At 58.8% G+C, this 13,987-nt stretch carries 16 protein-coding genes; all 16 read right to left on the bottom strand.

The window, feature by feature from the left end; all coding sequences use genetic code 11:
- Positions 1-12 precede the first annotated feature (12 nt).
- The 16 genes from thiK to plsX all read right to left on the bottom strand — a co-directional run bounded on the left by thiK (position 13) and on the right by plsX (position 13,981).
- A complete protein-coding gene (thiK, locus tag K7H94_RS11205; RefSeq protein ID WP_222951051.1) occupies positions 13-828 on the bottom strand; it encodes a thiamine kinase in 816 nt (271 codons plus the stop codon).
- Positions 815-1,411, bottom strand: a complete 597-nt coding sequence (gene lpoB / locus K7H94_RS11210; RefSeq protein WP_127833923.1) for a penicillin-binding protein activator LpoB — start codon at positions 1,409-1,411, stop codon at positions 815-817. Before lpoB ends, thiK begins: the two co-directional genes overlap by 14 nt.
- A gap of 10 nt (positions 1,412-1,421) precedes the next feature.
- Positions 1,422-1,787, bottom strand: a complete 366-nt coding sequence (locus tag K7H94_RS11215) for a YcfL family putative periplasmic lipoprotein (protein WP_021506396.1) — start codon at positions 1,785-1,787, stop codon at positions 1,422-1,424.
- 18 nt (positions 1,788-1,805) lie between these two features.
- On the bottom strand, positions 1,806-2,156 hold the full coding sequence (gene hinT / locus K7H94_RS11220) for a purine nucleoside phosphoramidase (protein ID WP_058759480.1): 351 nt from the start codon (positions 2,154-2,156) through the stop codon (positions 1,806-1,808).
- A 328-nt stretch (positions 2,157-2,484) separates the two neighbouring features.
- A complete protein-coding gene (gene ptsG, locus K7H94_RS11225) occupies positions 2,485-3,918 on the bottom strand; it encodes a PTS glucose transporter subunit IIBC (RefSeq protein WP_021506398.1) in 1,434 nt (477 codons plus the stop codon).
- 285 nt (positions 3,919-4,203) lie between these two features.
- A complete protein-coding gene (locus K7H94_RS11230; protein ID WP_058759478.1) occupies positions 4,204-4,995 on the bottom strand; it encodes a metal-dependent hydrolase in 792 nt (263 codons plus the stop codon).
- Positions 4,996-5,012: 17 nt separating this feature from the next.
- The gene (gene holB / locus K7H94_RS11235; RefSeq protein ID WP_222951052.1) at positions 5,013-6,002 is read right to left on the bottom strand and encodes a DNA polymerase III subunit delta'; all 990 of its coding nucleotides are present in this window, start codon (positions 6,000-6,002) and stop codon (positions 5,013-5,015) included.
- The gene (tmk, locus tag K7H94_RS11240) at positions 5,999-6,634 is read right to left on the bottom strand and encodes a dTMP kinase (protein WP_141495562.1); all 636 of its coding nucleotides are present in this window, start codon (positions 6,632-6,634) and stop codon (positions 5,999-6,001) included. Before tmk ends, holB begins: the two co-directional genes overlap by 4 nt.
- A complete protein-coding gene (mltG, locus tag K7H94_RS11245) occupies positions 6,624-7,643 on the bottom strand; it encodes an endolytic transglycosylase MltG (RefSeq protein ID WP_222951053.1) in 1,020 nt (339 codons plus the stop codon). Before mltG ends, tmk begins: the two co-directional genes overlap by 11 nt.
- Entirely contained in the window at positions 7,640-8,452 is an 813-nt protein-coding gene (pabC, locus tag K7H94_RS11250) for an aminodeoxychorismate lyase (RefSeq protein ID WP_222951054.1), read from the bottom strand. Before pabC ends, mltG begins: the two co-directional genes overlap by 4 nt.
- Positions 8,453-8,575: 123 nt before the next feature.
- Positions 8,576-9,817, bottom strand: a complete 1,242-nt coding sequence (gene fabF, locus K7H94_RS11255; RefSeq protein WP_222951055.1) for a beta-ketoacyl-ACP synthase II — start codon at positions 9,815-9,817, stop codon at positions 8,576-8,578.
- An 85-nt stretch (positions 9,818-9,902) separates the two neighbouring features.
- Positions 9,903-10,139: an acyl carrier protein gene (gene acpP / locus K7H94_RS11260; RefSeq protein ID WP_010617251.1), complete on the bottom strand. Its 237-nt coding sequence runs from the start codon at positions 10,137-10,139 to the stop codon at positions 9,903-9,905.
- 153 nt (positions 10,140-10,292) lie between these two features.
- Complete coding sequence (gene fabG / locus K7H94_RS11265) at positions 10,293-11,027, bottom strand: 3-oxoacyl-ACP reductase FabG (RefSeq protein ID WP_021506405.1); 735 nt, start codon at positions 11,025-11,027, stop codon at positions 10,293-10,295.
- Positions 11,028-11,037: 10 nt separating this feature from the next.
- On the bottom strand, positions 11,038-11,970 hold the full coding sequence (gene fabD / locus K7H94_RS11270) for an ACP S-malonyltransferase (protein ID WP_058759472.1): 933 nt from the start codon (positions 11,968-11,970) through the stop codon (positions 11,038-11,040).
- 16 nt (positions 11,971-11,986) lie between these two features.
- Positions 11,987-12,940 (bottom strand): beta-ketoacyl-ACP synthase III, encoded by a 954-nt coding sequence (locus K7H94_RS11275; RefSeq protein WP_021506407.1) that lies wholly within the window; start codon positions 12,938-12,940, stop codon positions 11,987-11,989.
- A complete protein-coding gene (plsX, locus tag K7H94_RS11280) occupies positions 12,941-13,981 on the bottom strand; it encodes a phosphate acyltransferase PlsX (RefSeq protein WP_058759470.1) in 1,041 nt (346 codons plus the stop codon).
- Between the last annotated feature and the right edge of the window lie 6 nt (positions 13,982-13,987).

Below are 13,987 nucleotides of genomic sequence, written 5' to 3' on the forward strand. Positions count from 1 at the left end.
TCGGTTCCTGAATTAAAGATCCTGCCAGCTGGCCTGCGCCAGCCGTTGCAATGTTTGGTCGTGGCTCTGCTCGGCGCGCAGCTGATACCAGCTGGCCATCAGCAGCTGCAGCCACGGCTGCCAGCGCCGGCTTTGACGCCGCAGCGCCGTTGCCGACAGCCGCGCCTCGGCGGCATAGTCGGTTATCCAGTGATCGTGTTGGGTGCTATCCACTGCGCCGACAGCAGCCAGCTCCAGCGCCACATCGCCATCCGCAGCATATTCCCAGTCAATTAAACGCAGGCCATCCGGCGTGGCAATCAGATTGCCAGGGTGGACGTCCATGTGCAGCGGTGCCAGCCGCAGCGGCGACGGTTCGCCGCGCTGCAGCAACTGGTTTAAGCGCCGCTGCCAGCGCCAGTGTCGCTGCTGACACATCTGCCAGTAGCGCTGCAGCAACGGTGCCAGCCGTAAGCGATAACCGGTCAGCGGCTGGTGATGCAGTCGCAGCAGCAGCGTCAGCACCGCTGCGCGCTGCGCGCTGAACTGATCCGGCGACAGCACCTCGCCCGGCAGCCAGCGCTGCAGCAGCCACGGTGCCTGCCACGCCAGCGGCTGCGGCGCCAGCGCCGTAGTACGCAGCTGACGCAGGATGCGGTATTCGCGCTGACGATCGACAAACGGGATGGGCTGCGACGGTGTACGGCGCGCCAGCAGATCGCCCTGCTCGCTGCGTACCTGCACGCTGTTACCGCTCAGTCCTGGCAGCGCGAAAAAATGACCGGCAGCTTGCGCCGTCGGCCATTGTTGCTGAACCAGATGCTGCAGCCGGGGATCAGGGTTGTGCAACGCCGTTGCCCGACCAGATGATTTCGCCGGTCTGCACCAGCATCAGCTGCATTTGCAGCGTAGGAGCTTTCACATCGCCCTGCGCGTTGCTGTACAGCACATACTGCGCGTTGACGATGCGCGCCAGGCCAATCGCTTTGCTGCGCGAGTTGAGGCTATCCTCTGGCGACAGGCCAAGCGTTTGCTTCGCCTGATTAAGCTGATCGTTTGAGACCAGGCTGAACTTGCCGTTATTCGCCAGCGCGTTCTCAATCGCTGCCGTGGCTTTTTCCGTTTGCAGCGAGCCGTTGGTGCTGTTTTTGATGCGATCCACCAGCAGCACGCTGCCCGGATTGACGCCCGCCGACTGCACCATATTGGCGACTAACGGCTGGACGCTGGCGTTCCAGTTGATGGTTTTCAGCTTCGGCGGCTGCGGCACAGTTTGCGGCGGCGGCACTGGCTGCGCGGGCGGTTGTTCTGGCTGGGTTGGCGTGGTCGGCTGCGTCGGTTCAACCGGCGCCGGGGTTTGTTGTTTCACCACACAACCGGTGAGCATCAGCGCAAACAGTAGCGCGCCGGAACGTTGTACACTGCGAATCACAGGTTACTCCTCAAAGATAAAGATAGAGACGCACCTTGCTGGCGGTCGGGTTACCCATTTGCGAGGCCACTTCTACGCTGCCGTGCGCCGGTACGGTTTGAGTCTGCGCCGGTTCCTGCGGCTCAATCTCCAGCCCTTTGTCATCGTACCAGTAGAAACGATAGTGCACGGTGACCGGCGTTTCACGCAGATTTTGCAGCACGCTGGCGGCGCGCTGCTGGCCGTCGCGGCTGGTCAGCGCAGGCTCATCGGTGATGATGCCCGCCGACAGTACGGCAGACTCCATCACCAGCGACTGGGAGGTGTTGATCATCGGCTTATCGCTGCTGCAGCCCACCAGGGTCAGCAACAGCAAGCCGCTCAGCCATTGACGCATCACAAGGTCCGCCTGAGGTTAGATGGCCAGCATCGGGCCCAGCGGCTGTCCGCCGACCAGGTGCATATGAATGTGGTAAACCTCCTGCCCACCGTGACGGTTGCAGTTGATGATCAGGCGATAGCCATCCCCGGCGATGCCTTCATCACGGGCAATTTTTGCGGCGGCGGTAACCATGCGGCCCAGCGCCTGCTCATGCGCCGCCTGCACATCGTTGGCGGTCGGAATCAGTACATTGGGGACAATCAGTATATGGGTAGGCGCTTTGGGCGCGATATCGCGGAAGGCGGTGACCAGTTCGTCCTGATAAACCACGTCGGCGGGAATTTCGCGACGAATGATTTTACTGAAAATGGTTTCTTCAGCCATGGTGCAGTTCCTTAAGCCTGAGTTCAGTCAGGCAGTATGCGTGAGGAATTCCGTTTCTTTCAACCTCAGGACCACTTTTCTTCATTAAATGGCTGCCTTTGCATCACTTTTTCACGCTGGCGCGGCGGGCGTTGTCTGGCGGCGGTAAAATAAAAAACCCCTCGGATGAGGGGTTTTGTCGCACCGAAGTTGCAGTGCGGTGAAGCGGCGGCAGAGGAGTAAAGCGTCCCGCGACAGGGATGTCGCGGGCCGAGCCCCAGGGATGGTGTTGGCGTCTTTACGATCTGACGCCGCTTCACCGCACCGGCCCGGCCTGCCGTCATGTCACTTACATACTGCGGATATAATCATCCATCTCGGTTTTCAGGTTATCGGACTTGGTGCCGAAAATCGCCTGCACACCAGAACCCGCCACCACCACACCACGCGCGCCGAGGTTTTTCAGTTCAGCCTGATCCACCTTCGCTACGTCCGCCACGCTGACGCGCAGACGGGTAATACAGGCATCAAGGTTAGTGATGTTCTCTTTACCACCGAACGCCGTGACCAGCTTGCCCGCCATTTCACTGCCGGTCGCGCTGCTCTGCTCCATCGCCGTATCTTCACGACCCGGGGTTTTCAGATTCAGTTTTGCGATCAGCACGCGGAACACGGTGTAGTACACCAGACCGTAGATGATACCGACAATCGGGAACAGCCAGATTTTGCTGCTGTTGCCGCTCAGCACGATGAAGTCGATCAGACCGTGTGAGAAGCTGGTGCCATCACGCATGCCCAGCAGAATACAGATTGGGAACGCCAGGCCCGCCAGGATGGCGTGGATCACGTACAGGATCGGTGCCACGAACATGAACGAGAACTCGATCGGCTCGGTGATACCGGTCAGGAACGAGGTCAGCGCAGCGGAGATCATGATACCGCCCACTTTGGCGCGGTTTTCAGGTTTAGCAGAATGCCAGATGGCGATAGCCGCAGCCGGCAGACCGTACATCTTGAACAGGAAGCCGCCAGACAGTTTACCGGCAGTCGGGTCACCCGCCATGTAGCGCGGAATGTCACCGTGGAAGACCTGACCAGCCGCGTTGGTGAATTCACCAATCTGCATCTGGAAAGGAACGTTCCAGATGTGATGCAGACCAAACGGCACCAGCGCACGCTCAACCACACCGTAAATACCGAACGCCACCACCGGGTTCTGATAGGCCGCCCACTGGGAGAAGTCCTGAATTGCGGTACCAATAGGTGGCCAGATGAAGGACAGCACCACACCGGTGAAAATCGCGGTCAGACCGGAAATGATCGGCACAAAGCGCTTACCGGCGAAGAAGCCGAGGTATTCCGGCAGCTTGATACGGTAGAAGCGGTTGAACATGTAGGCTGCAATCGAACCGGCAATAATGCCGCCCAGCACCCCGGTATCGGCGAGGTGTTTGGCTTCGATCTCGGCTGCCGGCAGATGCAGCACCAGCGGCGCGACCACAGCCAGGGTTTTCACCATAATGCCGTAGGCGACCACGGCGGCCAGCGCCGACACGCCGTCGTTATTGGTAAAGCCCAGTGCCACACCAATCGCAAAGATCAGCGGCATGTTAGCAAACACTGATCCACCCGCTTCGGCCATCACGTGGGAAACCACTTCCGGCAGCCAGCTGAAGTTAGCAGAACCAACACCTAACAAAATACCGGCAATCGGCAGAACCGATACCGGCAACATCAGCGATTTACCTACCTTTTGCAGGTTCGCAAATGCGTTCTTGAACATAGAAGCTCCTGAGTATGAGTGCATTTTTAGCGCAGTGCGCATGGCAAAGGGGGAGGATCCTTAGCCGGGGTGACGCTGAGCGTCTTTTGATTTATTACGAAGGGTAAAATAAATGACGACACGTTACTTTGACGGCTATCACGTTTCACCAAACACAGCGCTGAAATTTCAGTCATTTCTTACTGACTTGCTGCTATAAACAGCAATAAATCACTGCCTGCGCCGCGAAACACGCAGCGCAGATGAGTGATTTCAGATTAATTACAGAGTTTGAAATAAAGCGCGTTAGCCGCCGAGTCGGCTCATCGGCACCTTAAACAGGCGGGAGAAGTTTTCCGTGGTGGCGGCCGCCAGGCTAGCAAGATCGACGCCCTTCACCACGGCCATATACTCAGCTACGTCGCGGGTGAAGGCCGGCTGGTTTTCTTTGCCGCGATGCGGTACCGGCGCCAGATAGGGTGAATCGGTTTCAACCAGAATGCGATCCAGCGGTACATAGCGCGCTGCTTCGCGGATTTGTTCGGCGTTGCGGAAGGTCACAATGCCGGAGAAGGAGATGTAGAACCCGAGATCCAGCAGCTGCGCCGCCGTCTCTTTGTCTTCCGTGAAACAGTGCAGCACGCCGCCGCACCGCTCTACCTGTTCTTCACGCAGAATGGCCAGCGTGTCTTCGCGCGCATCGCGGGTGTGCACAATAATCGGCTTGTCCAGCGCAATGCCGGTGCGGATATGCTCACGGAACGAGGCCTGCTGCTGGGCTTTGGTCTCCTGCTGGTAAAAATAATCCAGCCCGGTTTCGCCCAGCGCAATCACCTGCTCTTCCGCCGCCAGACGGCGAAACTCTTCCACGTCATACGGCGTTTCCTGATTGAGCGGATGCACGCCGCAGGCCAGCGCGATGTTGTCACGATCGCCGACCAGCTGTTTGATTTTGTAGTAATCCGGCAGCGTGGTGGCAATCGCCAGCATGAATTTCACATCCCGCGCCGCCGCTTTGGCAATCACGTCATCCAGATCGCGGTGCTGGGTTTCATAATCAAGGCCATCAAGATGGCAGTGCGAATCAACAATAAACATAGATCTCTCTTTTACCCTTATCCGACCGTCGCGGGAGACAGCAAACGTCCCCAGGCAAGCAGACGGTCGGTCAGAATCAGTTCACGATTAAGCGCCGCCACGTGCAGCAACTGCTCGCGACACTGCAGCCACTGCTGCACGCTGGCATTCAGCGCGCTGCTGCTGAACTGCTGCGCCAGCTGCGTCACCACGTCCGGGCGATCGCCATTACTCAGCCAGTTGCTGGCGCCCTGCTGCACTTTCATCGCATCCACCAGCAGCGAAAGCAGCCAGCCGAGGCGAACCGCCACATCGTCGCTGTTGAGCGCCGGCAACAGCTGCAGAATATCGCCGCTCAGTGCGCTGTTCAGGCTGTCGCACAGCGTTTGCCGTGCCTGCCAGCGGTCCGGCTGTAACAAGGCCAGCGCCGCAGCAGGTGCACCGTTGCTCAGACGCAGCGCCGCGCGCAGAATCGCTTCCGGATGCGGCTGCTGTTTCTGCAGCCATTGCAGGCTGTGCGTCTCTTCCGGCGGCGACAGATGCCACGTCATACAGCGGCTGCGCAGCGTGGCCAGCAGTCGCGACGGCTCGCGCACGCTGAGGAAAAACCAGCAGTTAGCGGGCGGCTCTTCCAGCGTTTTCAGGAGCGCGTTGGCGGCGGCTTCGGTCAGTTGCGTCGCATCCGGCAGCCAGACAATTTTCGCGCCACCCTGCTGGGCAAAATGGTACAGCTTCTCACTGACGTCGCGAACCGCATCAATGCCGAGCGAGGCTTTTCCCTTTTCCGCTTCCAGCCGATACCAGTCCGGATGGGTGTGCGCCTGCATCAGCTGGCAGCCGTGACACTGGCCGCAGCTTTTCAGTCCCTGTGGCTGCTGACACATCAGCCAGCGGCTGACGCCCCACACCAGCGCATCGTCGCCCATGCCGTCGATGGCCTGAATCAGCAGCGCATGATGTGCCTGTCCACTCTGATGGCGGGCAATGATCTGTCGGTACGGCTGGTTCAGCCACGGATACCAGTTCATGCCGCCTGACCTGCCAGCCACTGACGCAGCACGTCTTTAAGTGACGCTGTCACATTCTCAATAGGCTGCATCGCATCGATGGTTTTAATGGTTGGATCGGCAGCGGCCAGCGCCTGATAGCGTTCGCGCGTGCGGGTAAAAAAGTTCAGCGACTCTTGCTCAATGCGATCCAGTTCGCCGCGCGCCCGGGCACGTTGCAGGCCAATCTCCGGCGTGACGTCGAGATAGAGCGTCAGGTCGGGACGAAAATCGCCCAGCACCGCATCGCGCAGCGTGGTCATCAGCTGGGCGTCGAGCCCGCGACCACCGCCCTGATACGCCTGCGACGAAAGATCGTGACGGTCGCCCACCACCCAGGCACCGCGTGCCAGCGCCGGTTTGATGACGTTTTCTACCAGCTGCACCCGCGCCGCATACAGCATCAGCAGCTCGGCTTTATCACTCACCTGTTCGCCATCAATGCCCTGTTTTACCAGCACGCGCAGCTGTTCGGCCAAAGGCGTGCCGCCTGGCTCACGGGTAAAGACCACGTCTTCAATGCCCTGCTCATGCAGGACCGCAACCACCGCCTCACGCGCGGTGGTTTTGCCCGCGCCTTCCAGCCCTTCGATGACGATAAACTTACTTTTCATTTTTTTCCTTCATCGCAAGCCGGTAAACCTGCACGGCTTTATTATGACTGGCCAGATTGGTGGTAAAGGTGTGACCGCCTTTGCCATCCGCGACGAAATAGAGGTAATTGGTCTTCTCCGGATGGGCCGCCGCCTCCAGCGAGGCGCGCCCCGGCATGGCAATCGGTCCCGGCGGCAGGCCGCTGATGGTATAGGTATTGTACGCGGTCGGGGTCTCAAGATCCTTGCGCGTCAGCGTACCGGTATAGCTGTCGCCCATGCCGTAGATCACCGTGGGATCGGTCTGCAGTTTCATACCGGTGCGCAGGCGATTGATGAATACCGAGGCAACGCGCGCGCGCTCTTCGCTGACGCCGGTCTCTTTTTCGATAATCGACGCCATGGTGACCATCTGCTGCGGCGTTTTATACGGCAGACTGGCCATCCGCCCCTGCCAGATCTCATCCACCAGCTTGTTCATGCGCGCGTGCGCCCGCTCCAGCAGTGCCACATCGCTGGTGTTGGCAGTATACAGATAGGTATCCGGATAGAAACCGCCTTCCAGCTGGCTGACATCAAGCTTAAGCGCGGCCGCAACACTGGCAAATTCATCATCCGGCAGCGTGTGTTTAAGGTATGGCGCTTTACGCAGCTCAGCCAGCCACTCTTTCAGCCGCGAACCCTCGACAAAGCGCAGCGGAAATTGCGCCTCTTTGCCGCTGGCCAGCAGTTGCAGTAGCTGGCGCACCGTCATGCCGGTCTCAAGGCGATACGTCCCGGCTTTGAAGTTAGCCAGATCGGGCTCCAGCTTCAGCAACGGGCCAAACCAGATGCTTTGCGGAATGATGTGCTGGCTCTCCAGCTGCGCTTCCAGCACCACGCGACCGCTGCCGGCCGGCAGGGTATACAGGGTTTCCTGGTGAATGGTTAATGGCATCGCGGCAAAGCGTTTAATCTGCCAGTAGCTAAATGCGGCAGCCAGGCCAGCGATGACTACGGCGCCGGCAACTATTTTTTTCATTCGGGTCATGATGCTTCCATCGTCTGGCAACTGGCGAGCAGTTGCTGGTACAGCGTGCGTGCGGAAAAGGTGACGTCGTCAATTTGCCGCACGGGTAATACTGGCATCAGCGCGTTACAGATCACCACTTCATCGGCGCTCAATACCACTGATCGGCTGGCCTCCACCTGCTGGCAGTCGTGACCGGCCTGGGCCAACTGCGCCAGCAGATAACGACGCATGATGCCATCAACGCCGGCCTGCGCGAGGCGCGGCGTGAAAATGGCCTCACCGCTGCGCCAGAATAAATTGGCCGCACAGCATTCCACTACCGTCCCGGCGGTGTCAAGCACCAGCGCTTCGTCAGCGTCGCACGCGTCCAGCTGCTGGCGAATCAGCACCTGCTCCAGCCGGTTGAGGTGTTTGATGCCGGCCAGCAGCGGGTTCTGCGCCAGCCGCACCGGGCTGGTCACCAGCCGCGCGCCCTGCTGCTGCAGCGTGGCGTAGTGCTGTGGCCAGGGGGCGAGCGCGATGATACGCGTGGGTTGTGTGCAGCCGGCGCGACTGTAGCCGCGTCCGCCCGCCCCCGGCGTCAGGATCACTTTGAGCACTGCTTCGCGCTGGCCCGCCGCCGCGCGGCGCATCTCTTCCGCCAGTAAGGCGCGGTCCGGCGCGGCCATCAGCAAACGCTGGCAGCCGTCCTGCAGACGCTGCAGATGCGCCTCCAGCAGCTGGATACGGCCCTCTCTGACTGCCGCGGTGGTGAAACAGCCGTCGCCGAACTGCACCGCGCGGTCGCGGGCAGAAAGGGTGTCCTGTGCCACTCCGTTAATCCACATGCGCTTCTCCTCTGCCGCTGGCGTCAGCGTTGAATAGCACTGTGGCGCGTAACATTCCACGCCACTGCGTGACAAAATATAAAAAAGGCCCGCATTGCGGGCCTCTGTTCGGCTGGATAGCGCTTATACCTTGCGGAAGATCAGCGAGCCGTTGGTGCCGCCGAATCCAAAGGAGTTACACAGCGTGTACTCCAGTCCGCTGACCTGGCGCGCCATATGCGGCACAAAATCCAAATCGCAACCTTCGTCAGGATTGTCGAGGTTGATGGTGGGCGGAACCGCCTGGTCGCGCAGCGCCAGAATCGAATAAATCGCTTCTACCGCGCCCGCCGCACCCAGCAGGTGACCGGTCATCGACTTGGTCGAGCTTACCATCACACTATGCGCTGACGCACCAAACACTGACTTCACCGCCTGCGCTTCTGCTTTGTCACCGGCCGGCGTTGAGGTGCCGTGCGCGTTAACATAGCCAATCTGCGCCGGATCCAGTTGCGCGTCACGCAGCGCGTTAACCATCGCTGCGGCTGCACCTGAACCGTCTTCCGGTGGTGATGTCATGTGGTAAGCGTCGCTGCTCATGCCGAAACCAACGATTTCCGCATAAATCTTCGCACCGCGTTTTTTCGCGTGTTCGTACTCTTCCAGCACCACGATACCGGCACCGTCGCCCAGCACGAAACCGTCACGATCTTTATCCCACGGACGGCTCGCCGCCTGCGGATTATCGTTACGGGTAGAGAGCGCACGCGCCGCGCCGAAACCGCCTACGCCCAGTGGCGTACTGGCTTTCTCAGCACCGCCGGCCAGCATCACATCCGCGTCGTTATACGCGATGATGCGCGCCGCATGACCAATATTGTGCACGCCGGAAGTACAGGCGGTCGCAATCGAGATGCTCGGACCTTTCAGGCCGTACATGATGGTCAGGTGGCCAGCGACCATGTTAACGATGGTTGAAGGCACGAAGAATGGACTGATTTTGCGCGGACCGCCATTGACCAGCGAGGTATGGTTATCTTCGATCAAACCCAGACCGCCGATCCCGGAACCGATAGCCGCACCGATACGTCCGGCATTCTCATCAGTTACGACCAGACCGGAGTCCGCCATAGCCTGAATACCGGCCACAACGCCGTACTGGATGAAGTCATCCATCTTGCGTTGATCTTTGCGCGAGATGTATTCATCGCAATTAAAATCTTTGACCAGACCCGCAAAACGCGTTGCGTAGGCACTGGTATCAAAATGGTCGATCAGGTTAATGCCGCTCTGACCGGCAAGGAGAGCACGCCAGGTAGACTCTACGGTATTGCCGACAGGAGACAACATGCCAAGACCGGTCACAACTACACGACGCTTAGACACGTTCGTCCTCCAGGGAGGGAAATAATGACGCTATGTGGGGCAAACATAAAACTCAGGCGGTCGAATGACCGCCTGAAGATATTCATTAACCTTTATGGTTATTGATATAGTCGATCGCTGCCTGAACGGTAGTGATTTTCTCAGCTTCTTCGTCTGGAATTTCAGTATCAAACTCTTCTTCCAGAGCCATTACCAGCTCAACGGTGTCAAGAGAATCTGCACCCAGGTCTTCAACGAAAGAAGCGCCGTTAACCACTTCGTCTTCTTTAACGCCCAGCTGCTCAGCTACGATTTTCTTAACGCGTTGTTCGATATCGCTCATACTATTTAATTTCCTATCAAAACTCGCTTTCGCGATGGTTTTCGTAGTGTATAAAATGTTGAAAAAGATGCAACAAAATCCCGGCTGGTCGAACCACGATTTTGCGTTATTCTGCGGTGTTTACCGCAGATAATGCAAATGATTTCGTGATTATCAGACCATGTACATGCCGCCATTGACGTGCAGCGTCTCACCCGTGATGTAGGCGGCTTCGTCAGAGGCTAAGAATGCAACAGCATTGGCAATCTCCTGCGGGTCGCCTAAACGACCTGCCGGCACTTCTGCCAGAATGCCCGAGCGCTGATCTTCGTTCAGTGCACGCGTCATGTCCGTCTCAATAAAGCCCGGAGCCACGACGTTTACGGTAATGCCACGTGACGCAACTTCTCGCGCCAGTGATTTGCTAAAGCCAATCAAACCTGCTTTTGCTGCCGCATAGTTTGCCTGACCCGCGTTACCCATGGTTCCAACTACCGAACCGATGGTAATGATACGGCCCACGCGCTTTTTCATCATGGCACGCATGACCGCCTTCGACAGGCGGAACACCGATGTCAGGTTGGTATCGAGGATATCCGCCCACTCATCGTCTTTCATGCGCATCAGCAGATTGTCACGCGTAATGCCTGCATTATTGACCAAAATGTCAACTTCGCCAAATTCGGCGCGAACTTTCTCGAGCACGCTCTCAATAGAGGCCGCATCGGTCACGTTCAGCAGCAGACCTTTGCCCTTGTCGCCGAGGTAAGCACTGATGGCTTCCGCGCCGCTTTCGCTGGTGGCAGTACCCACCACTTTTGCACCGCGTGCCGCCAGCGTTTCCGCGATGGCACGTCCGATACCGCGGCTGGCGCCGGTCACCAGCGCTACTTTACCTTCAAAGCTCATGATTTTCCTCTTATTCCTGGCCAAGCGCCGCAGCCAGTGACGACGGATCGTTCACCGCTGCAGCCGTCAGGCTGTCCACAATTCGTTTGGTCAGGCCGGTCAGCACTTTACCCGGACCGATTTCCAGCAGTTCAGTCACGCCCTGTGCAGCAATAAACTCAACCGCCTCAGTCCAGCGCACCGGGCTGTACAGCTGACGCACCAGTGCGCTGCGAATCGCCGCGGCGTCGCTTTCGCACTTAACGTCAACGTTATTGACCACCGGTACCGACGGCGCATTAAAGGTCACGCTTTCCAGCGCCACCGCCAGCTTATCCGCCGCAGGTTTCATCAGCGCGCAGTGTGACGGCACGCTGACCGGCAGCGGCAGCGCGCGTTTGGCACCGGCCGCCTTACAGGCGGCACCGGCACGTTCAACCGCTTCTTTATTGCCGGCGATAACCACCTGACCCGGCGAGTTGAAGTTGACCGGCGAAACCACCTGGCCCTGCGCGCTCTCTTCACAAGCTTTGCGAATTGCCGCGTCGTCGAGACCGATAATCGCCTGCATGGCGCCCGTACCTTCCGGCACCGCTTCCTGCATCAGTTTGCCGCGCAGTTCAACCAGCTTAATGGCGTCAGCAAAATTCAGCACGCCCGCACACACCAGCGCAGAGTATTCACCGAGGCTGTGTCCGGCCATCAGCGCGGGCTGTGCGCCATTTTTGCTCTGCCAGACGCGATAAATCGCGACCGAGGCTGCCAGCAGCGCCGGCTGGGTCTGCCAGGTTTTATTCAGCTCTTCAGCCGGACCCTGCTGGACCAGCTGCCATAAGTCGTAACCCAGCGCGTCAGAAGCTTCACGGAAAGTGGCTTCAACCTGTGGATTTTCCGCTGCCAGATCGGCCAGCATGCCGACGGTCTGCGATCCCTGTCCCGGGAAAACAAAAGCAATTTGCGTCATCTTGCGTTCCTGTCAATCAAAAGCGAACCAGCGCCGAGCCCCAGGTGAAACCGCCACCAAAGGCCTCGAGCAAAATCAGGTGTCCGGGCTTGATGCGGCCATCACGTACCGCTTCGTCCAGCGCGCTTGGCACCGACGCTGCCGAGGTGTTGCCGTGTCGATCCAGCGTCACCACCACTTTATCCATGCCCATGCCGAGCTTTTTGGCGGTGGCGCTGATGATGCGCAGGTTAGCCTGATGCGGCACCAGCCAGTCAAGCTGTTCACGATCGAGATTATTCGCCTGCAGCGTTTCATCGACGATATGCGCCAGCTCAGTGACCGCGACCTTAAACACTTCGTTGCCGGCCATGGTGAGGTAAGCCGGCTCATCCTGATGCGCGCGATCCTGGTACGGCAGCGTCAGCAGCTTACCGTAGCGGCCATCGGCATGCAGATGCGTGGAGAGGATGCCCGCTTCTTCGCTTGCGCCGAGCACTACGGCACCCGCGCCATCACCAAACAGAATGATGGTGCCGCGATCGTCAGGATCGAGGGTGCGAGCCAGCACATCCGCGCCGATCACCAGCGCGTGCTTCACCGCACCGTTTTTGATGTATTGATCGGCCACGCTCAGTGCATAGGTAAAACCGGCACAGGCGGCGGCGAGATCGAAGGCGGCGCAGTCGTTGATTTCCAGCATCTGCTGAATCATGCACGCTGAGCTCGGGAAGGCGTGGCTGGACGAGGTGGTTGCCACGATGATCAGGCCAACGTCGCTGGCTGCCACGCCCGCCATCTCCAGCGCACGCTGGGCAGCGGTGAAGCCCATGCTGGCTACCGTTTCATCCGGTGCCGCAATGCGACGTTCACGAATACCGGTCCGGGTGACAATCCACTCGTCCGAAGTCTCCACCATTTTTTCCAGGTCCGCGTTGCTGCGAACCTGCTCAGGCAAATAGCTGCCCGTACCGATAATTTTGGTAAACATCTACGCTTTGTCACTCCTGGCTAATACAGCGTCAAGGCGCGCGGCAATTCTCTCGGGAACTTGCTTGCGCACCGCCTGCTCTGCCTGTTCTATCGCCACGGCAAACGCGCGTTGATTCGCCGCGCCGTGGCTCTTGATCACTGTCCCGCGCAATCCTAACAGACAAGCGCCATTGTACTGGTCGGGGTTGAGATGACCGAAACGTTTAGCCAGACGCTTTTGGATCCAGCGTCCCAGCCATTTCAGCCACCAGGCCCGTTTTTTTCCTTCACCTGACGATTTGAGCAGAGAAAGAAACATTCTTACCACGCCTTCCATGGTCTTCAACGTGACATTACCCACGAAGCCATCACAGACCAGCACATCCGTCTTGCCGGTGAGGAGATCGTTCCCCTCAAGGTAACCAATATAGTTGATCTGCGGCGAGGCCCGCAGCACCGCCGATGCGGCGCGAATCGTCTCCAGCCCCTTCGTCTCTTCCTGACCGATGTTGAGCAGCGCGACGCGCGGCTGGCTGATTTCCAGCACTTCTTCCGCCATCACCGCACCCATCACGGCAAACTGCACCAGCATTTCACTGTCGGAATCGACGTTAGCGCCCAGATCCAGCACCACCGTCTTGCCGTGCTGCTGATGCGGCAGCACGGTCATCAACGCCGGACGCTCAATGCCATCCAGCGGCTTCAGTAATAATTTTGCCAGGCCCATCAGCGCACCGGTATTGCCGGCACTGACGCACGCCTGCGCTTTGCCCTCTTTCACCAGCTCTAACGCCACGCGCATGGAGCTGCCGCGGCTGTTACGAATCGCCTGCGAGGGTTTGGCATCACTTGCAATAACCGATTCGGCAGGGATTACCTGCACACGCCCCAGTAACGAGGAATCCGCTTTGGCAAGAAATGACGAGATGATGTCGGGATCGCCGACCAGAAGAAGAACCAGCTGCGAATGAGAGGCCAGTGCCTGCAAGGCTGCAGGCACTGTCACGCAGGGACCGAAGTCCCCGCCCATGGCATCAACTGCCAGGGTCAAACGTGTCAAGGTATC

This window comes from Pantoea dispersa (genome assembly GCF_019890955.1).
GTDB lineage: Bacteria > Pseudomonadota > Gammaproteobacteria > Enterobacterales > Enterobacteriaceae > Pantoea > Pantoea dispersa.